General features: G+C 42.1%; 15 protein-coding genes and 8 tRNA genes. 9 read left to right on the forward strand and 14 right to left on the reverse strand.

The window, feature by feature from the left end; genetic code table 11:
- The first annotated feature begins 104 nt into the window (after positions 1–104).
- From L1286_RS01900 to L1286_RS01910, 3 genes are all read left to right on the forward strand, one after another.
- On the forward strand, positions 105–3,665 hold the full coding sequence (locus L1286_RS01900) for a tetratricopeptide repeat protein (protein WP_235405246.1): 3,561 nt from the start codon (positions 105–107) through the stop codon (positions 3,663–3,665).
- Between the two features lie 164 nt (positions 3,666–3,829).
- Positions 3,830–4,591, forward strand: a complete 762-nt coding sequence (locus tag L1286_RS01905; RefSeq protein WP_235405247.1) for a hypothetical protein — start codon at positions 3,830–3,832, stop codon at positions 4,589–4,591.
- Positions 4,588–5,166, forward strand: a complete 579-nt coding sequence (locus L1286_RS01910) for a hypothetical protein (protein ID WP_235405248.1) — start codon at positions 4,588–4,590, stop codon at positions 5,164–5,166. The genes L1286_RS01905 and L1286_RS01910 overlap by 4 nt, the downstream gene beginning before the upstream one ends.
- A gap of 668 nt (positions 5,167–5,834) precedes the next feature.
- On the opposite strand, the gene L1286_RS01915 is transcribed toward L1286_RS01910, so the two are convergent.
- From L1286_RS01915 to L1286_RS01970, 12 genes are all read right to left on the reverse strand, one after another.
- Positions 5,835–5,921, reverse strand: a tRNA-Leu gene (locus L1286_RS01915).
- A gap of 36 nt (positions 5,922–5,957) precedes the next feature.
- A tRNA-Cys gene (locus tag L1286_RS01920) sits at positions 5,958–6,031 on the reverse strand.
- Positions 6,032–6,049: 18 nt separating this feature from the next.
- Positions 6,050–6,125, reverse strand: a tRNA-Gly gene (locus tag L1286_RS01925).
- A gap of 19 nt (positions 6,126–6,144) precedes the next feature.
- A tRNA-Leu gene (locus tag L1286_RS01930) sits at positions 6,145–6,231 on the reverse strand.
- Between the two features lie 33 nt (positions 6,232–6,264).
- Positions 6,265–6,340 (reverse strand) — tRNA-Gly (locus tag L1286_RS01935).
- Positions 6,341–6,348: 8 nt separating this feature from the next.
- Positions 6,349–6,435 (reverse strand) — tRNA-Leu (locus L1286_RS01940).
- Positions 6,436–6,472: 37 nt separating this feature from the next.
- Positions 6,473–6,546 (reverse strand) — tRNA-Cys (locus L1286_RS01945).
- Between the two features lie 17 nt (positions 6,547–6,563).
- Positions 6,564–6,639, reverse strand: a tRNA-Gly gene (locus L1286_RS01950).
- Between the two features lie 172 nt (positions 6,640–6,811).
- Positions 6,812–7,357: a CDP-diacylglycerol--glycerol-3-phosphate 3-phosphatidyltransferase gene (gene pgsA / locus L1286_RS01955; RefSeq protein ID WP_235405249.1), complete on the reverse strand. Its 546-nt coding sequence runs from the start codon at positions 7,355–7,357 to the stop codon at positions 6,812–6,814.
- Positions 7,358–7,399: 42 nt separating this feature from the next.
- Positions 7,400–9,223: an excinuclease ABC subunit UvrC gene (gene uvrC / locus L1286_RS01960; protein WP_235405250.1), complete on the reverse strand. Its 1,824-nt coding sequence runs from the start codon at positions 9,221–9,223 to the stop codon at positions 7,400–7,402.
- Between the two features lie 7 nt (positions 9,224–9,230).
- A complete protein-coding gene (gene uvrY, locus L1286_RS01965; protein WP_235405251.1) occupies positions 9,231–9,881 on the reverse strand; it encodes a UvrY/SirA/GacA family response regulator transcription factor in 651 nt (216 codons plus the stop codon).
- A gap of 144 nt (positions 9,882–10,025) precedes the next feature.
- Positions 10,026–11,171, reverse strand: coding sequence for a dicarboxylate/amino acid:cation symporter (locus tag L1286_RS01970; protein WP_235405252.1), 1,146 nt, complete (start codon positions 11,169–11,171; stop codon positions 10,026–10,028).
- Positions 11,172–11,368: 197 nt separating this feature from the next.
- Between L1286_RS01970 and L1286_RS01975 the strand changes: the two genes are divergently transcribed.
- From L1286_RS01975 to L1286_RS01985, 3 genes are all read left to right on the forward strand, one after another.
- Entirely contained in the window at positions 11,369–13,669 is a 2,301-nt protein-coding gene (locus tag L1286_RS01975; RefSeq protein WP_235405253.1) for a carbohydrate binding family 9 domain-containing protein, read from the forward strand.
- Between the two features lie 181 nt (positions 13,670–13,850).
- Positions 13,851–14,819 carry a cysteine synthase A gene (gene cysK / locus L1286_RS01980; protein ID WP_235405254.1) on the forward strand — a complete coding sequence of 323 codons (969 nt, stop codon included), beginning with the start codon at positions 13,851–13,853 and terminating at the stop codon, positions 14,817–14,819.
- Between the two features lie 292 nt (positions 14,820–15,111).
- Positions 15,112–16,014, forward strand: a complete 903-nt coding sequence (locus L1286_RS01985) for a substrate-binding periplasmic protein (RefSeq protein ID WP_235405255.1) — start codon at positions 15,112–15,114, stop codon at positions 16,012–16,014.
- Positions 16,015–16,041: 27 nt separating this feature from the next.
- Here the strand turns inward: L1286_RS01985 and queE are convergent, their stop codons facing one another.
- Positions 16,042–16,707, reverse strand: a complete 666-nt coding sequence (gene queE / locus L1286_RS01990; RefSeq protein ID WP_235405256.1) for a 7-carboxy-7-deazaguanine synthase QueE — start codon at positions 16,705–16,707, stop codon at positions 16,042–16,044.
- A 146-nt stretch (positions 16,708–16,853) separates the two neighbouring features.
- On the opposite strand from queE, the gene queC reads away from it, so the two are divergent.
- Both queC and L1286_RS02000 read left to right on the forward strand, forming a co-directional pair.
- Positions 16,854–17,510, forward strand: coding sequence for a 7-cyano-7-deazaguanine synthase QueC (queC, locus tag L1286_RS01995; RefSeq protein WP_235405257.1), 657 nt, complete (start codon positions 16,854–16,856; stop codon positions 17,508–17,510).
- 161 nt (positions 17,511–17,671) lie between these two features.
- Positions 17,672–17,902, forward strand: coding sequence for a hypothetical protein (locus tag L1286_RS02000; protein WP_235405258.1), 231 nt, complete (start codon positions 17,672–17,674; stop codon positions 17,900–17,902).
- A 37-nt stretch (positions 17,903–17,939) separates the two neighbouring features.
- Here the strand turns inward: L1286_RS02000 and L1286_RS02005 are convergent, their stop codons facing one another.
- On the reverse strand, positions 17,940–19,145 hold the full coding sequence (locus L1286_RS02005; protein ID WP_235405259.1) for an acyltransferase family protein: 1,206 nt from the start codon (positions 19,143–19,145) through the stop codon (positions 17,940–17,942).
- A gap of 117 nt (positions 19,146–19,262) precedes the next feature.
- Here L1286_RS02005 and L1286_RS02010 point away from each other — a divergent pair, with 117 nt between their 5' ends.
- Positions 19,263–20,108, forward strand: a complete 846-nt coding sequence (locus L1286_RS02010; RefSeq protein WP_235405260.1) for a LytR/AlgR family response regulator transcription factor — start codon at positions 19,263–19,265, stop codon at positions 20,106–20,108.
- The last annotated feature ends 230 nt before the right edge of the window (positions 20,109–20,338 follow it).

The raw sequence follows: 20,338 nt of genomic DNA on the forward strand, positions 1-20,338 counted from the left end.
TAAGAAGTGAGCTGTAGAAAACACGATGGTGCGATGACTCTACACGAATTAGTCACAAATCAGTTGCGCACAACAAGCGCAGTACTAAATAATAAGAGCAAAAAATGATACACATCCTTTTGTCTGATAAACGTTATACCTATAGCCCTGAGTTCAGATTTATAAAACCTAAAGATCAACAAAAGGTGAAGGTTAAGTTCGCTAACGATTTAGTACTCGCGCTGGGATATAAATTTAAGGAACAAAACAATTATTTTACGATGGCAGCAGAAGCTGCTTTTATGTCCCTAAACCCTCTTGATAGACAACAGCAACAGTTTTTTATCGAACTCAAGCTCACGTCAAGCAACCAAGAAACCATCAACCTGCAACAAGATAGTACTAGCATTGGCCTAGGCTATGCACTGGGATGTGCTTTAGCTTATCGCAGCCACCTTAACAAGCATGTTCAACTGAACGAAACGCTATTTGCAACAGGGGAAGTCTCTCCCAGCGGCAATGTGCATAGTATTGGCCACATAAATAGTAAGATAAAAGGTGCTCTCTATGCGATGGAAACGCGACACGCTGGTCCCTTTACTATTTTCTACCCCACAGCCAACCACAGTGACATTGAAGCAAAACTGGTCGACCAAGTTGCAGATAGAGGTGGCAAGCTATGCCCTATCGACCACATAAATCAGGCACTTTTTGAGATTCTGGGCGAAGACTTTGACGGCGAACAACACAATGGCACATTAACATTCAAGGGACTTTGCAGTTTTGACCCACATGACGCGTACTATTTCTTTGGTCGTGAAGCGCTTACAGCCAAGCTCCTAAGCTTATTTAAGGAAAACCCTGCGCTGATAAAGGTGCACGGTGTTTCCGGTAGTGGTAAATCAAGTTTAGTGAAAGCGGGCCTTTTACCCGAACTAATCAAGCAACAAGATAACTTAAAATGGCAAATAGGCTTACCAAAACAATTCTCAGATAGCCAATCGTTACTCGCCCACTTTATCCATTCTGATGACGCGGGATTTTCAAGTGTGCTGCAAACCATGGCGGTAGACCCTGCTAAGTTTATCGAAGAATTATTGCGACTCAACAAAACTTATCTTGATGAACTATCACTGCACTTAAGCGCTCATAATGCCACATATGTGTGGTTTATCGACCAGTTTGAAGAAATCTACGAAATTGATCCCAACAACCGTTTGCTGCAAAGTTTAGCTTTACTGGGAGAGCACACGCCCATCAAAATTGTCACCAGTATTCGAAGTGAATACCTGCACCAAACAGATATGGTAGGCAGAGACTTTTATGTTCCTCATAGCTTATCAGCTCAAGACTGGCTGAAAATCATTAATAACCAAGCACTTGCGCTTGGGATTGTATTGGAAGATGGACTCGCTCAAGCAATTCAAACGGAAGCACTCAAGCTATCTCACGCCCTGCCAGCGGTTGAATACTTGCTCGCACAAATGCATGCATTGGCCATCACCAGTGAGCAGCCCAAAATGCTTACCTTTGCCCAATACAACCACCTCAATAAACTGACCGGAGTAGTTTACAAACAAGCTGAGCATATTCTTGGACAGTTTGAACCCTTAACGGAACAATTTTTTGAGTTATTTGTGGGTGTGAATATTAATGGCACGTGCTACGCCAGGCATGTGGATTTTATCGCCCTAGAGAAGCAAAACCCAGAGCTACTTGAGCTAGTCAATGCCCTAATTGAAAAGCAGCTCATCATTCGTCATCAGGCACAAAAGTTGCCACCTTATGTCAAACTCACCCATGATTGTTTGATAACGATTGCTGATAACTTATCTCTCGACCAACAAATTTGGCCACGTTTTTACATTTGGCTTACCGCTCGAAAAGAGTACTTACAATGGTTTCATGGTGTAGAAGCCAAATATAAGCAGTGGAAAAACTTCACCCATCGACCAGAAGAACAATGTCAATTCACGCTCACAAAACATGAGCTATCCGATGGCACGAAATACCTTAGCCAGCCCGGAACAGTCGCTGTTGAGGCCGTTAAAAACTACATTATTTCGTCACAAAGCCAATATCAATCCTCGCTTGAGCTACAAAACAAAGCGCAAAAACGTCGTTTGTTTACAACCAGTATATTGTTTGTCTGTGCGCTTAGCACCGCAACCTTTGCCTATTTCCAAAAACAACAAATTGAGCAAGAACAAACTAAAACAGCGCAAGCGTTAACGCATTTAAAAAATAATGTTTTACTTAATATAGATTCTATCGAGCCTATTCTTGCGCAATACTTACCTACTTTTCAGCGCAAATACCTCAATACCCATCTCTCAAAATTGGTGGATAGTGTCGATAATATTGGACTGGATGAAGTTGATAAACTCAGACTTTTGCTAATAAAAATAAAGATTCTTCGTCAAGATGATTCAACTCACATAGATGAGGTCATTAGCACCGTCAGCGCCCTTGAGAGCAGGTTAGCCTCCGTGAGTGAAAAAGGCGCAAAAGAGCAGCGACTGGTTATCGCATTTAAATACGAACTAGGTGCCTTGCTACTTAAACAAGGTAGAACAGAGGAAGCTAAATCATACTTTCAACGTGCTTTAAAGCAAATTGAATATTTACCAGAGGACGAATCGCTCACACTCACCAAAGCCAAAGCTACTTCACAAATCGCATCTATCGCGTTAGATGCAGGTGAAGTGCAATTTGCACAAACGCAACTCAATCAGTCACTGCAAATATTGAATAGTTTAGTGCCTTCGCAGCAGTTAGAGCAAGCCTATAATATATTAAGGATCAATGTATTTAGAGAGTTGGCTAAGGCTTCTGCATCGCAACAAAAATCGAGTGACCTATTGCTTCAGGCCAAAACCATTCTTGAAAAGCAGCTGAGCCAAGACCCCAATCATTTAGTGTCACAGTACAACTTACTTCGTACCTATATCAATTTGGCTGAGTACAGTACAAGTCGAGCGCAAGCAATGAACTACTATCATCAAGCTGACGAGCTGGCGCGTAAGTATGCCATTAAAGACCCTGATAATGTATACGTTCAAGTTGCTCAACTTCTTTTGGCTAGTCGATTAGGAAAAAGTAAATTAGCACAGGGTTACCTCGTCGAAGCACAAGAACACTTTTTAGTTGGCCTTGATATCACAAGAAAATTGCGCCAATTGAACGCGCAAAACACAGATTGGCAAGGCCATAGTATTGAACTGTACACAGCTTACGCGGGTTACTTTGAGGAGTCTGACCAACCAGAACAAAGCACTGTGTACTATGAAAAAGCATTACAAGCGGCCACCCAGCTGGCTGCCCAAGATACTGACAATTTGGACTTCAAGAGCCTATTGCAAGGAGTACATTCTAAAGTTGCCTCTCATTTGTATGACCTAGGCGATAAAAACGGCGCACAATCGCACTTAGAGCATGCTCGGCAGCTTGCTTTTGCTTTAACGCAAATACGCCCGAGTAATCATGGGTACCAATTGAGTTATCGTAAGAAGTTATTCAACCTTGGTTATGTAGCCTCTGAGCTAGATGAGATAGAAGCCGCGTGCAATTACTTCAAGCAAGGAAAAACATTTTCAGAAGCGTATCTAAAGTCAAATACGAGTATTAAATGGCAAAAAGCAAAAAACAAGTTTGAACATTATATTGAATTATTGAAGTGTAACTAAAAAAGCAACAAACTTTGATAGCATTAGTTGGAAGACGTAAAACATTGTGCTGAAACTTTATCAAAAGTTGTTATACCGCAATTAGTTATGAAGTGACTCCTATTAGAGTACGTCATACAATAGGCGGCCATAAGGATACAACAGCAACGACAAAGGGGGTATTGATGTGGTTTGATAACAAACAAGCCGTACAAGAAGCGTATAGATTTATTAAGTTTTTACTTAGAAAAAAGGCAATTACGGACCATCGAATCGATACCGAAGCACTTATTCAAGAGACTTTATTGAAAGTGATTAAAGCAACTAAGCAAGAAGTCGAACTGAATAAAGAGTCGCAACCGGATGCGCAGAAGCTCAATGCCCAAAGCGATTTTAATCACGTTTTGAAAGCGTATACATACCGCGCTTTTGAAAGCGTTTATTTGGATATGGGTAGCAATGTAACGTATAGAAAAAAATCGGCTTCCGAACAGGCAAAAGCACCTGATGAAGGCCGGTCAGTGCAAATCATTCATTTATATGAAACCAGTCAAGGCGATGACAAGGCGAGTAACATTTTTGAGTTGATGCCGAGCAGCCAACCAACGCCTGACCAAGTAACCAAAATGGATAAAAATGCACGATTATTTATAAATTTATTGTTAGAAACAATTGCGCAAGAAGAAGACAAACAAAAGCAAGCGCTATTCTATGACTTTTTTTCCTTATCTTTTAGGCAAAATGCGCTGACGCAAAAGCAGCTCGGAGAGCGACATGGATTTAAAGGGAATGCGGCAATTACATATATTTCTAGATTTGTAACAAAGTTGGCAAAACGCGTTGAAGAGTCGGGACTAAGCCTAGAGTTAGGTGGCAATCCACAAACAGATTTCGACGTTTACTTTCTCACTCACAGCAATACATTAAATGAGACGATATCAGTATGAATAAGGTTAAGATCACAGACAAGGTATTAGAGTCGCTAGAAGATCACCTCATTGCAAAATCAATTACCGAGTTTGAGTACGAGGATAACAGTGCACTCACGCCGCAAGAAATGGCAATTATTGAACACATATACAGTCAGAATAAAACTACTCAAGTAGCCGATCATGAGCGCAGCTTCGAAGTACAGTTACTTGCTGCCAGTGCAGATCAAGTGAGTGTCGATAAACCATGGTGGGACTTTGACACCATTATCAATGACACATTTCAACTCGCCGTATTTAGCTCTTATGGCCAAGATCTCAGCAAGTATGTCGACTTTGAACTCAACCCACTTAAAGGTAAAGAGCGGGAGTTTAATGACTACTTCGATACATTTAGAGGCACGAAGCAAGGCATTCGTATTTATTGGGCTAAGAATCGCCGTCAAGTGGTGATGGAAGGCGAACTCGTGCACTCATTTGAAGGGGACTGCGTCAGCGGGCAAGGTAAAATTGTATCTAGTGAGTACTTTGGCAATGGGCATTTTAAGTTAATGTTAGAATTTTTCTCCTTAGCAGGCGAAGAACAGCCATAGTGCCCATTTGCTGTGAGCACCTTATTCATTGTGGGCACTGCCGCCCACAACGATGTGTCACTTGTCATTTCTGATAAGTGACTCTCTCCTGCCGACAAGCGGTATAACCGCTTCTGATAACGTACGATGTAACTCACGCGCCCACGCTTCCAAATACGTATCGATCCTAACCGCGACATACACATAGATACAGCACCCAGCCACAATATTTGGTTTGCCCCCTATTTTGAGTTACCAATAAAGAGAAAGCCGCGTAATGCCGCACAGCACTGTTAGATCAAAAGGTGTTACTGAGTTTCTGATCTCCTTTACAGCCTCATACGCTGCTGCTTACCATAACACTGCGGTTGACACTAAGCCCCCCAAAATGCAAACCCACAGGCTGCATAAAAGATATGTTGCCACACCATTGCGTCTAAGAATGTGTCCATCAGCATGCTTATTTAGCGTTATTCGCGGGCTTTTGATAAAGGGGGAAACTCAAGGTTTCAGCATGATACACGCGTCGACGATAAAACCATACATGATGATTAAGCGTCAAAGCTCACATGTTATCTTGGCGGAAAAATGCATCAGATATTTGAAAATTAGAATACCGCAGAAAAACTAATGAACAAGCCAGTTGAGTTATTGAATAAGTAATAATCTGTGCTTAATTATGAAGCAGATGGTGCCCGGGGCCGGACTTGAACCGGCACGCTGTTACCAGCGAGGGATTTTAAATCCCTTGTGTCTACCAATTCCACCACCCGGGCATCGGATGTCTATAAAATAGATACTGTGGAAGTAAATGGAGGCGGAACCCGGAGTCGAACCGAGGTAGACGGATTTGCAATCCGCTGCATGGCCACTCTGCCATTCCGCCATACTCTTAGAAAAGAGTTGGAGCGAGTAACGAGGTTCGAACTCGTGACCTCGACCTTGGCAAGGTCGCGCTCTACCAGCTGAGCTATACTCGCATTTTCACTTGTAAACAAGTGGTGCCCGGGGCCGGACTTGAACCGGCACGCTGTTACCAGCGAGGGATTTTAAATCCCTTGTGTCTACCAATTCCACCACCCGGGCATCGGGTCGCAAAAGCCAACCTTAAAGTAAAGTTGGAGCGAGTAACGAGGTTCGAACTCGTGACCTCGACCTTGGCAAGGTCGCGCTCTACCAGCTGAGCTATACTCGCACAATAAATGGTGCCCGGGGCCGGACTTGAACCGGCACGCTGTTACCAGCGAGGGATTTTAAATCCCTTGTGTCTACCAATTCCACCACCCGGGCATCGGGTTGCTTTCGCATGTGGATGTTGTTGAGAAAATGGAGGCGGAACCCGGAGTCGAACCGAGGTAGACGGATTTGCAATCCGCTGCATGGCCACTCTGCCATTCCGCCATACTCTTCAAAAGAGTTGGAGCGAGTAACGAGGTTCGAACTCGTGACCTCGACCTTGGCAAGGTCGCGCTCTACCAGCTGAGCTATACTCGCATTGCAATTAAAACCTTTAAACTGGCCTTAACAACATTTCGTTTTGATGACTGTTGTCTCTCAACACGGACGCATTCTACAGAACTTCTTGGATGCGTCAATATAAAAAATGAATGTTTTTAACTGTTTGCTTATTTTTTATCTAAAGCGTACTGTAATTGCTCAAGATCAGTTAAGATTTAAGCAACTCACCTCTGGCAGCAAACAAATATTGCAGCATAGACACAATGGTAAGTAAGGTCGCTATCGCTAATAACGCATAACTTAGCATAATCATCCAAGGTGCAAATTGCCAAATCAGGCCAATAATTGCCAGCATTTGTGCTGCTGTTTTGAATTTGCCCAAATTCGATACCGCCACACTGGCACGTTTTCCAATTCCAGCCATCCACTCTCTCAAAGCTGAGATGACGATTTCGCGACTAATAATAATAACAGCAGCCAAAGTAACAAGCACATTTTGATAATGTGCAGCAATAAGTACCAGCGCAACACTGACCATGACTTTGTCAGCAACAGGATCTAAAAACGCACCAAACGGCGTAGATTGATTTAATTTTCGAGCCAAGTATCCGTCGAGTATATCGGTGATAGACGCCAACCAAAAAATAAAGGCGGCAGCAAAAAAGGCCCATGAGTATGGCAAATAAAACACCACGGCAAATACGGGGATGAGAAACAACCTAAATGTTGTAAGCGTGTTTGGAATATTCCACATAACTACTTAAAGAATTCTTTTTTTATATGTTCGCACGAAGCATTAAGCTTTGTCATGCAAATGATTAAATATCTTTTCAGCCAACTCAGGGCTGATCCCAGGCACTTGCCCTATTTGTTGTAGATTTGCTGATTTTACTCCCTGCAATCCCCCTAAATATTTGAGTAAGGCTTGGCGCCGTTTACTGCCTACCCCTGCAATCTCCTCTAATACTGATTGCGTTCTTTGTTTCTGTCGCTTGTTGCGATGCCCAGCGATAGCAAATCGATGCGACTCATCTCGAATATGCTGTATGAGATGCAAAGCAGGTGAATCGCTTTGTAGATTAATGGTTTTACGCCCACCGTCAAATAACAAAGTTTCTAAACCTGGCTTACGGCTCGTCCCTTTTGCGACACCGATCAACATGGGTAGCTTGTCCAAATGCCACCCTTCAAAGAATGCTTCCGCCCTAGCAAGCTGACCTTTACCACCGTCAATAAAGACAATATCAGGCACCTTTTGCTCATCAGTAATTTTGGCGTAACGTTTATTCAAGGCAAAGTCCATTGCTGCGTAATCATCGCCGGGCGTAATCCCAGTGACATTATACCGACGATACTCTTTTGTATTGGGGCCTTGTCCATCAAAAACAACACATGATGCGACAGTATTTTCACCCATTGTATGACTGATATCAAAACACTCCATACGATTGATGTCGCTCAGTCCTACGGCTTCTTTCAACAAAGAATATCGCTTGCTAATTGCATCTTGCGCACTTTGCTTAACCATAATGCTATTGTGTGCATTTTTATTGGCCAATGACAAATATTGTGCCCGCTCTGCACGAACATTAACCCTTAGCTGTACTTTCCTTTTCGCTAGCTGAGTCAAACCATTCGCCAGCTCGGTGCGTTCCTCAACATCAAACGGCAATACAATGTCATTGGCGATACGAGCATTCGACCCGTTAGAGATATAATATTGGCCAATAAAAGACGTCAGGATTTCATCATCATTGGAATCTTTGGGTACCTTCGGAAAATAAGTTTTGCTACCCAATATTTTATGATCTCGGATCATCAGCATATGGATTGCACATAACCCATTGTGTTGTACAAACCCAATCACGTCCATTTCAGCAAAGTTACCCGCCACAGACTGCTGTTCTTGCATTTGCCTAAGTAACGCAATTTGATCTCGATACTTTGCCGCTTCTTCAAAGTTTAACGATAAGCTTGCCTGCTCCATCTTTGTGACCAAGGCCTCGATAACCAAATGAGACTTACCACTGAGAAACTGCCTGACGAGATCAACTTGATTTTTGTACTCATCGTCGCTCACTTTCTCTACACAAGGCGCTGAGCAACGTTTAAGCTGATACTGCAAACAGGGACGACTTCTGGCACGATAATAAGCATCTTCACATTGGCGAACAGGGAAGATTTTTTGCATAAGCCGCAAACTTTCAGATACAGCGCCACTGCTTGGAAATGGACCAAAGTACTCGCCTTTCTGCTTGCGCGATCCTCTGTGGAATGCCAACCGAGGATGACGATGATCGGTCAATAAAATATACGGATATGATTTGTCGTCGCGCAGTAAGATGTTGTATCTGGGCTGATACTTTTTAATAAGATTGTTTTCTAACAGGAGCGCTTCGGTTTCGGTGTTTGTTAACGTGACTTCTATGTTGGCAATATTACTGACCAAAACCTGCGTTTTGCTGTCTGAAATATTGCTACGAAAGTAGCTGCTAACACGCTTTTTAAGGTTTTTAGCTTTACCAACGTAAATAACCTGATGCTCACTATCGTACATTCGATATACACCAGGCTCAGTTGTCAGCGTCTTTAAAAACGATTTATGATCAAATACAGCCATTAAATGGTTAACGAGAACTATCTATGTCGATCATTTTATGACGAATTGCCAAATGAGTCAGTTCAACATCACCACTGACATGCAGTTTTTCAAACATTCTGTAACGATAGCTGTTTACTGTTTTAGAGCTCAAATTTAACCGCTCAGCGATATCTTGTGCTTTTTCACCCTTGGTGATCATCAACATTATTTGCAGCTCTCTATCAGACAGAGACTGGAAAGGGTTCTCATCTATCTTACCGCTAAATTGTGCTAACGCGATTTGTTGGGCAATTTCAGGTGCGATATAACGCTGACCCGAATTAACTGAACGAATGGCATTGATCATCTCATCGGGACCTGCACTTTTAGTCAGATACCCATGCGCACCAATCTGCATTACTTTGCTTGGGAAAGGATCTTCACAGTGCACAGTTAAAACAATCACTTTTACATCTGGACAGTAGCGACAAATCTTTTTCGTTGCTTCTAACCCGCCGATCCCCGGCATGTTCATGTCCATTAATACGATGTCAGGTTCATTCTGACGGCAAAAAGTAACCGCCTCTTCCCCAGTTTTAGCCTCTCCGACCACCTTGAAACCACGCACATCATCTAAGATGCGTTTGATCCCAGTCCTCACAAGTTCATGATCATCAACTAAAAGTACGTTAATCAATGGAACATCCTCACGCTAGCCCTTGGTAATTAAAATCTTTGCGATTCGCTTTGCGAGATTAACACATAATTCCGCAAAGCATAATCAATTACATCATTCCATTTTATAAATATACGAATTTACTATTAATTCGTCGTTAAACATCTATCCCTTTTCGGAAAAGCGGTTCACCCATAATGCGATAACACCGTCACCCGTTACATTACATGCAGTGCCAAAGCTGTCCTGAGCAAGATACAACGCAATCATTAACGCGATAGCACTCTCGTCAAACCCTAACATGGATGTCAGTAAACCCAGTGCAGACATCACTGCACCACCCGGTGCACCCGGTGCTGCAATCATGACTACGCCCAACATGAATATAAATGGCAGCATGTCAATCAATGATGGTACAGCCATGGTCGGTGACAAAAACATTACAGCCATTGCACAGGTCACAATTGTGATTGTGGAACCAGATAGATGAATTGTAGCACATAAAGGAACTGAGAAATTCGCGACTTCTTCAGATACACCGTTCGATTTACTGGCCCTTAATGAGACAGGAATCGTCGCTGCGCTCGACATCGTACCTATCGCTGTAAAATAAGCAGGCAGCATATTTTTGACCAACTCAATTGGGCTACGTTTCAACATTATACCAGTCACAACAAACAGTGTTGTTAACCACAACCAGTGCATCGCCACAGCAGCAATTAACACCACACCAAAGGTGCTTAATGTATCAACAACCGTGCCAGCTACGGCCATTTCCGCAAACACACCCGCAATATAAAACGGTAATGCAGGGATAATCACCTTAGCCAACAATGCATCAATGACATCGCGGCCTTGATCGACAACATCTTTTAACTGCACTAAATTTAACTGGCTGATGCCAATACCAAAAATAAACGCCGCAGCAAGCGCCGTCATGACACCCATAATTGGTGGGATCTCTAGCTGGATATAGCCTTTGAGTTGCGCACCCTCTGCTGCTTCATAGGCAACGCTACCTTCGAAAAAGCCCGTCGCAACCAAAACTAACAAAACGGCCAATGTCCCTGCAATCACCGTTGAGCCATATGCAAAGCCCACAGTTTTACCCAGTAAATGCCCTGATGTCTTAGGTAATCCAGCAATACCAGAAGCGATAAAGAACAAAATAATTAACGGAATAGTAAAGCTAATTAATTGACCAATAATTACTTTTGCGGTGTAAAGTAATTCAGTTATACCCAGAGGCAGATACAAACCCGCCAAAATACCACCTAATATCCCGGCGATAAGTTTTATTATTAGAGACATGTTTTGCCCGATTCATATTAGTTTGAGGCCCTTTTTATCATGTTTTTACCTCTAAGGTATACAAATACGATACTTTATCTGCATATGGTTTACCTCATTTCACCTGAAATTAACGCAATCTAACGAGAAAGAATTGTCGCACTTATACTATTATTATTAAATTAACACCTCGTTCGACTGAGTATTAGTTTTTCATCATGTTAAGAAGTACTAGCTACATCTGTGCGCTTGTGTTGTCAATGAGTGTATTCGCAGAAAAAGCAACCATAGATATCCCCTTTGTACCAGAAGCCGCAGTGATTGATGGCCATGTACAAGAGGCAGTATGGCAAAAAGCAAAGACAATCCAAATTGACAACGTCACTTGGCCTCACGATAACATCGCCAGCCCAGTAACAACCAAAGCCCTAGTCTATGAAAATGGCAATTCGCTATTTGTCGCATTTATTGCCAAAGACCCAAACCCAGAACAAATTAGAGCTCACTACCGGGACAGAGACAAAATTTGGAATGATGATCTTGTTGGGCTCAAGATAGACTCTCTTAACACTAGTCGAAACGCCTATCAGTTTTTTATCAACCCATTAGGTGTACAATTAGACTCAATTGAAGATGAACTCACCAAAAATGAGAACGCGTCATGGAATGGTATTTGGTCTAGTAAAGGCGTGATTTCAAAAGCAGGCTATACCGTAGAGGTTGAAATACCTTTGCGCGTCCTAAATTTTGACGATAGCCAAAAAATCAAAACCATGGCGATGGAATTTCTGCGCTTTTTACCCAGAAATGAACGCTTGCGCATTTCAAATATGCAACTAGACCACAGCAATAGTTGTTGGATATGCCAAATGCCTCTGTTCAGTGGGTTTGAGAAAGCCAAGCAAAGCAGTAATATCACCGTCACGCCTGCGCTTGCCATCGCTAACACACAATCTCGAGATATTGATGGCGATACGGTACCGGATTTCACTGATGAAACAGACTATGAACCAGGCCTTGACGTAAAATGGGCGATCACCCCAGATACGACCTTAAACTTGACGCTCAACCCCGATTTCTCACAAGTCGAAGCAGACACCGGTCAATTAAGTGTAAACAATAGCTTTAGTTTATTTTTTCCTGAGAAACGGGCCTTTTTTCTTGAAAATGACGATTATTTTTCATCTCATCTGAATCTAGTACATACCCGTAATGTGGCCTCACCAGACTATGGCGTTAAACTCACGAGCAGCAAACAAGGACATACTTTTGCCGGATTTGTGGCCAATGATGAAATCACAAATGTATTGATACCCGGTAACTTGGGTTCGAGTATTGTTTCACTTGAACAAAAGAGTGAAAACGCAGCGTTTAGATACCGCTATGATGTAGATAACACCCTGTCTATTGGCGCCACCAGCACGGTGAGACAAAGCGAAGATTACCGCAATCAAGTAGTCAGTATAGATAGCAAATATCGTCCAACTAAACATGACACGGTAAAGCTGCAGGCAACCGCGACGGATACGGAATATGACCAACATTTTATCAACGAATTGTGCGACGATGACCCTCTAGAACAATGCGACAAAGACGAAAGCGTTTTACGCGTGCTCAATGATGAAGACAAGCAAGGTATGGGATACCTCGCAAGCTATGAACATAACCGTAAGCACTGGCGTGCATTTGCATCTTATAGAGCATATGAATCTGCGTTTAGGGCAGATATGGGATTCTTATCACAGGTTGACTTCAACAAATTTGTCACGGGTTTTGAGTATCGCTGGTATGGAGAAGACAATCATTGGTGGAATCGTGCAAATTGGTATACAGATTGGGACATCACACACAATGAAGACGGCGAGTTACTTGAAAAAGAAGTACAGTCGAGTTTCAAGCTACAAGGTCCATTACAAAGCATCATTGAAATTGGTGTCGATCATCGTAAACGTACCGGTCTAAGGCATGATGAGTCTTCACTGGCCATCGATGGCAATACCGATTTATTCACTGAAAATACCCAATGGGCGTACTTTGAAATGAAGCCCAAAGCAGGTGTGTTTGCAGCGCTAACCCTAAATACAGGTAATCGAGTGGACCTAGCAAACAATCGGTTGGGACAAAGGTACTTGGTCAAGCCCACACTTAACTTTAATCTTGGTCGACATTTCGAAGTAAAATTACGGCATACCTACGAGCGCTTCAAACATCAAGGAGAAGACGTTTACACGGCAAACCTGTCTGATGTGCGCTTCACCTATCAATTTGGTATCAATAGTTATGTCAGGCTGGCGGTTATCAATTTGGACATCGACAGAAATCAACAAAAGTATATTGACGATGTTGATAGTACTTACAAAAAGCTGAGCACACAGCTGCTCTATTCTTATAAGTTAAACCCAGAAACAGTGCTTTTTGTTGGTTATTCAGACAGTGGATATCAGGATGATGACCTGACAAGTATCACCACAGACAACAAAACCTTTTTCGCCAAATTTAGTTACGCTTGGTTACTTTAAATACAACACGCTGTTAATTACGCTGAGTAATTAACAGCTTATTTTATATTCATTCTAGCTATAAGCTTTTTTAATATATCTTATAGCCATTCTTTACTTCTTGTTTTGTTTTCTGACCAGTAAAGTGTGACTATATTCATTATTACTTAATAATAGTCCTAAGCTTATTCAAGGGAACACTATGTCTAAAGTATTTTCAGATAACAGCCTAGCGATAGGTCAAACGCCAATCGTGAAATTAAACCGTGTTACGGGTGGTAACGTTTACGCCAAAATTGAATCTCGCAACCCAAGTTTCAGTGTAAAGTGCCGTATTGGTGCGTCGATGATTTGGGAAGCAGAAAAGCAAGGTCTTTTAGGAGAAGGCAAAGAGCTTATCGAGCCAACTTCTGGTAATACCGGTATCGCACTTGCTTTTGTTGCTGCATCTCGTGGTTACAAACTGACACTGACTATGCCAAATACAATGAGCCTAGAGCGTCGTAAGCTACTAAAAGCCTTAGGTGCTAACTTAGTACTAACTGAAGGTGCTAAGGGTATGAAAGGTGCAATTGAAAAAGCAAACGAAATCTTAGCAAGCGACCCTGAAAAGTACGTGTTACTGCAACAATTCGAAAACCCTGCTAACCCTAAAATTCACTTTGAAACAACAGGCCCAGAAATCTTTGACGCACTAGAGGGCAACATCGACTATTTCGTAGCTGGTGTTGGTACTGGTGGTACAATCACGGGTGTAAGCCGTTTCTTGAAACAAGAAAAAGGCCTAGATATCAAAGCAATTGCTGTTGAACCAACGGATTCACCTGTTATTTCTCAAACACTTGCTGGCGAAGAAACTAAGCCAGGTCCACACAAGATCCAAGGTATTGGTGCTGGCTTTATCCCAGGTAATTTAGATCTAGAATTAATTGATGGTGCCGAGCAAGTATCTAACGAAGATGCAATTGCCATGGCACATCAACTAATGAAGGACGAAGGTATCCTCGTTGGTATTTCATCTGGTGCCGCGGTTGTTGCAGCGAAACGTATCGCTGAAAAGCCAGAAAATGCGGATAAAAACATCGTGGTTATCCTACCGAGTGCAACAGAGCGTTACCTATCCAGCCCAATGTTTGCTGATGAGTTCAGTGACCAAGAATTGGTACAATAATAATTCTCTTCTAAGGCCAGCAAATTGCTGGCTTTTTTCATTTTATTTGCAAAAAACTCGCTCGCCTTTTTCGGTTTTCTTACTAGACTAAACTATATCCGCTCAGCCTCATATATCGCGATTGTAGGGTGAGACGCATGTGCAACAACAAATCATACCAGTATCTGGTCAAAAATTTGGTTAAATCATGACTCATTAAAGCGTACGTGTAGTATCTCGCGTCAATCGCAATATAAGATCAAGCAGACGGGCTGCTGATTTAAGTACCTTATTTGTGTAAGGATAAATAAAAATGAAAATGCTAGTTTATCTTATATTAGGTTATATGGCCCTATTTGCATCGCCTTCCCATGCCAGCCTCCAAGTTGGTTTTTTTAAAGCTGGGCAATATCAGATGATCATGGGAGAACCACATAAAAATGGTTATTTGTTCAGCAAAAACCCTTCTAAAGAACAACTCCATTTGGTCACTTTAGACTGGCCACCTTACATCGGTGATCAGCTTTGTAATAAAGGATGGGTTTTCCAGTTTACGGTATCTTTACTCGTCAATCAGGGCTACCCCGTCTACATTGAATTTTTGCCTTGGGCAAGAGCTGTCAAAGCAGCTGAATCGGGTAAAGCTGATTTACTGTTTCCCGAGTACTTTATTGAAGATGCGTCTCCTTCAGATAATTTTGGGGGTAAAACGCGACGAGAGTTACTGGCGTTATCAAATGCTTTTCCAGGCGGTGAAATTGGCTTTCTCAAAAGGCGCGGTGAAGCCGACAAGTTTGAGGGCAATCTTAATGATTTGAAAGGCACCACCATTGGCGTAGTCCGAGGATATCAAAACACCCCAGAATTTGACGCCATGATGGACAATGGCGAATTTATTATTGTTGAAGCGGTTGATGATTTGCAGCTGGTGAAGTTACTGGTTGGTAAGCGCGTTGATCTCATTATTGGTGACCCAAAGGTTTTGCGCTTCACGGTAAGCTACTCTGAATTATCAAAATCTGAAAAAGTGACGCTGCTACGCGGGCTTGAGGACGTAAAACCAGCACTGCGCTACAACAACTTATTTTTTGCACTGAGTAAAAAGAAGCCTAAGTGGCGTGCAGTGCTCAATGATATCAACAAAGGGCTCTACTTATTCAATAACAGTGGCGAAACTGAACGCATTATTGAAATTGGCAGCACGGAATGTTATTAGCATTAAAGGGCATGAACATGCCGCCCTTTAATTGATTCCGATATACTTATGTACCTGAATAGACAACCGCCAATTCTTTTTTACACACGTGTCTATGGCCAGTTTAGTCGCTTTTGCTTTTTGGCTGATTGGCTGTAGGTATATCAGTTTTGGCCGCACACCGGTTTGCTCGAACAAAGCTTCTAATTCATCAATATGTTTTTGCATCGCTACCGGGTGCTTAATTTCATCGGCACGCTGCATAGCAGACGTCAGTACTTCATATCCGCCACGCATGTTGATTTTTGGTGAGACCGTCACCCAAGTCTCCTCAGGTACGAGAATTTCAAAGGTGCCACTGGTCTCTACTTGTGTTGAATACCCGGCTTTGTGGAGCGTTTCACATAGTTCCGTTAAATCATACATACAAGGTTCACCGCCGGTGATCACAATATGCTTAGCAGTGTATTCACGCGCATTGAATAGCTCTACAATCTCTTGGGCAGTCGCATTTGCCCACCACTCAGAGTCAGATTTTTTTTCTACCGTTTTGTCCAAGCTTACCAAGTAGGTCGGATTTACGTCCCACGTTTGCTTAGTATCACACCAAGCGCAACCCACAGGGCAGCCCTGTAAGCGAACAAAGATTGACGGCGTCCCCGTAAAACTTGCTTCACCTTGGATGGTTTCAAAAACTTCATTAATTTTGTACAAACTAGCTCCAGACTACTCAATATATTTTGCGAAAATAACCTGCTAAAATTGTCATTTTTTCAGCGGCCGTGTAGTATATCGCGCCCTGAAGCAAACCTCTATTAAAATCGAGGCAAAACCTGAGGCATTCATCCGAGGTACCCCTTATGAGCGAAAAAGTCGTTGTTATCTACTCTGGAGGCATGGATTCTTACACTGTGCTTAACAAAGCCCTAAAACAGGGTCACGAAGTCTATGCGCTGTCTTTTAATTATGGGCAACGACATGTTAAAGAGCTAGAAGTAGCAAAAAATGTCTGCGATGACTTGAATGTGCCACATAAAATTGTTGATATTTCAGCAATCAATCAGTTATTGGCTGGTTCTTCTTTGACGGACGACATTGAAGTGCCAGAGGGACACTACGAAGAAGAGAGCATGAAAAGCACCATTGTGCCAAACCGCAACATGATTTTACTCTCTCTTGCAGTAGGTTATGCCGTGTCACTGAAGGCAAACAAAGTATTTTATGGCGCCCATTCCGGTGACCATGCTATTTACCCAGACTGTCGGCCAGAGTTTGTGAAAAAGATGGATGACGTATGTCGCATCGCAAACTATGACGAAGTGGAAATTGTTTGCCCATATTTAAATAACAGTAAAATTGACATTCTTACTGATGGCTTAAAGATGGGCCTAGACTACAGCCAAACTTGGACCTGTTACAATGGTCGCGAGAAGGCATGTGGAAAATGCGGTGCTTGTCAGGAACGTTTAGAAGCGTTCGAGCTGAACCAGGCCACAGATCCTCTGTCGTACGAATAACCTTATCTGCGTACCCAATAACTCTTTTGGGTACGTTCTTTTTCTTGCCCTCTTGTCGCCTCTTCAACTTATGCGCCTTATCGCCTTACCTGACAGTTGTCACTATACCTACAACAATTATCAACTATGATTAGAGTAGATAGGCTTAAGGAGATATATGTATGTCGGGCACGACGATGGTATTTTTAATCGTACTTGTAAGCGTTGGTTTTGGTGTGATAAGAGACTTGTATAGTAAGTACTTACAAGCTAAAAAGATGAGTGGATTAAACAAACAAGAAAGTGAACAGCTAAAAACTGAAATCGAACAGCTTAAAGAAAGAATTGCGGTTTTAGAAAAAATTGTCACCGATGAAGGCTATCAGGTAGACAAAAAGATTAAGAGTCTCTAGTTGTATTAGTGGCGCCAGTTTAAACTGGCGCCACACGTTATGAAACTGTCTGACACGTGGACTTTCCTATATCGGCTTTATCTTGCTTAGATACACCAAATAGGATACACAATACCTTAATACGTTTAATCAACTCAAACCCTATCATGCACCCAAGTACAGTCAATGCAGTGATGATGATGCTTTCAATACTCGGGGCGATCTCGAATGGTTTTAGCCAATAAGCACACACAATAATTAATGTTTGATGCAGCATATACCATGGTAAAATCGCCGTTGTCGCGTAGCGTAAGGACGGACTTGGACGCGTCAAATAAGTCGCGCAATAACCGATTAATGCCAAAATCCAGGCCCAGTGGTTTATACTCACAATCATGCCATAAAAACTTTTCACCCAGATATTGGTCTCGAAATGTTGAGACAAGAAATACAAATACTCATACTTGTCCAATAAAATAAGCGTATAGCCTATGAGTGCAACAAACATCAGTTTGTGTCGATTTTTTACAACACTCACTTTTAGATGTCTCAACAATGCAAAGAGATACCCCATCAGAAACACTGAAAAAAACTTGCCATGATTATACCAATCATCGAAAAGCCCATGAGTTGAAGGATATGCATGTTTTAGCGTCATCCAAACCACAAACAAGGTGATAATTGCCACCCCCAATGCCATTACGGCAGAACATCTAGCTTCAAGTATCGTCAAGAACGCTCCCATGGGGACTACTCGTACCCCGAATAGCAGCACCAAGCAATAAACCCAAAGATAGGCTAAAAACCAGAGATGATTCCAAGTCAATAACCCTATTTCTGATTGATATTGCGCCAACAAAGATGTATTGGGATTGATGTAAGCAAGCCAAAAATCAAAAAAAGACATCGAGATTTGCCCTTTATCTAACAGCTCAATGTACATTTGCGGTGCCACCAACACATACATACCAAAGAGTAATGGCACAAATAGGCGTAGAGTTTTCGCCTTGACTAGCTGCCTAGTGCCCATTCTTTGGTGACAAAAAGCTAAGACAACCCCGGAAATGAAAAATAACAATGACATACGCCATTGATTACTAAGCAGCATGAAGTTTTGTAGTAACTCTGACGTGTATGGGCTTTTTATGTGCCAGCTCCAGTCTGCCACATAATACATGCCGACGTGATACAAAATGAGTATACCGAACACCAAAACCCGTAGCCAATCTAAGTCCCATTGGCGCGCAAACTGCGAATTTGTCATAGTCACTCCTAGCATGTTATTTTTTTATTGTGTTTATGTAGTAAACTCAGTTAACCACCCATGCTATTGAAATTCATGAATATAGTGATAAGAGGTGGGAATAAGGGACGAACTGTAATGTGGTTAGAAAAAACAATACAACAACATACGACACTGTGTGGGTACATTGCCGCTACGATATACATATTTATCAACAACACGGTGAATGCTTTATCTACTTGGACCGAACACAACCGTAAAGGCATATCGACGACACAGCTATGGGAACCCTTTGTATGGGAGTACACAAGTGCACTTTCACTGCTTGTACTTATCCCAATGTTAGTTGTCATATTTCAGCGCTACCCAATTAAAACAACGCCCCCTCTGCAGCAAGTGATGATCCACATTGTCTCATCGTTGTTATTTTCTTCATGTCACGTCCTACTTATGGTGGGGCTGCGCCACTTGGCATATATGTCGATGCAGGGAAACTATGATTTTGGCAACTATTATCAAGAGTTTTGGTACGAATACCGAAAAGATGTACTGTCGTACTTATTCATATTCTTTATTTTCCATAGTGCAAGGTGGGTACTTGAACCAACTCCAGCCTATGAACAAAGCCCGGCTACGTCACATCAACCTCCCACTCAGTTTTTAGTCAAAAAGCAGGGGGAGGAACATGTTATCAAAGTCTCCGAAATAGAGTGGTATGAAGCTTCTGGAAATTACGTCAACTTGCACAGTAACGGTCGGATTTACCCGCTACGTGAAACATTAAGCAGCCTTAGTAATCAATTAGCCACTGCACAGGTGACTCGCGTACACCGCAGATTCGCCGTTAACAATCACAAAATTAAGTCTGTTCGATTTGTATCCAGCGGGGATGGCGTTATTACGCTAAAGTCAGGCGCAGAAGTGAACTTGTCTCGACGATATAAAAGTGATTTTAAACTTGCGCTTGAGACGCCAAAGACATGACCCTTACTTTTATCACCATAATAAATACCTTATTCCCAAACTAACGCCAATTAATGAATGTTAAAACCAACGCCATCTAGACCAAATATATTTAAATTTATTAATGATTTGAAACCATTTGGTAGCGTACCTTTTCCAACAAAATAGCCAGAGGTTAGAAGTTATAATCTATAACGAAATTGAATTTAACGACGCATAAATTACTTATTACTATCCGCATCCCTATAAGT

The sequence above is a fragment of the Pseudoalteromonas sp. SMS1 genome, from assembly GCF_021530565.1.
Taxonomy (GTDB): Bacteria; Pseudomonadota; Gammaproteobacteria; order Enterobacterales; family Alteromonadaceae; genus Pseudoalteromonas.